Origin of the sequence: Halalkalicoccus sp. NIPERK01, from assembly GCF_030287405.1 — an archaeon.
In the GTDB taxonomy this organism is placed as follows: domain Archaea; phylum Halobacteriota; class Halobacteria; order Halobacteriales; family Halalkalicoccaceae; genus Halalkalicoccus.
The window spans coordinates 1-234 of the sequence record NZ_JASVVV010000073.1 but is presented as its reverse complement, the minus strand read 5'-3'; the positions used below and the strand labels follow the sequence as shown (position 1 = coordinate 234).

General features: G+C 48.7%; 1 protein-coding gene. It reads left to right on the top strand.

Annotated elements, in window-relative coordinates:
- Window positions 1-45: 45 nt before the first annotated feature.
- Window positions 46-234, top strand: a 189-nt coding sequence (locus QRT08_RS18995; RefSeq protein ID WP_369684865.1) for a GTPase, incomplete at its 3' end; no start/stop codon positions are given.

The following is a 234-nucleotide window of genomic DNA, read 5'->3' as shown; positions in this document are numbered from 1 at the left end:
CCCAATTTCTAGGGCGATCTCAACAAAGAAGGTAAGGTAAATCTCGTGGCTTTAACTATCGGAATTGTGGGTCTGCCCAACGTCGGCAAATCGACCCTCTTTAATGCATTGACCAAGAACACCGTGTTGGCGGCGAACTACCCCTTCGCAACCATTGAACCCAACGTTGGTGTTGTAAACCTACCTGACTCTCGCTTGAATCGCCTGGCTGAAATTTTCGGTTCAGAGCGTATC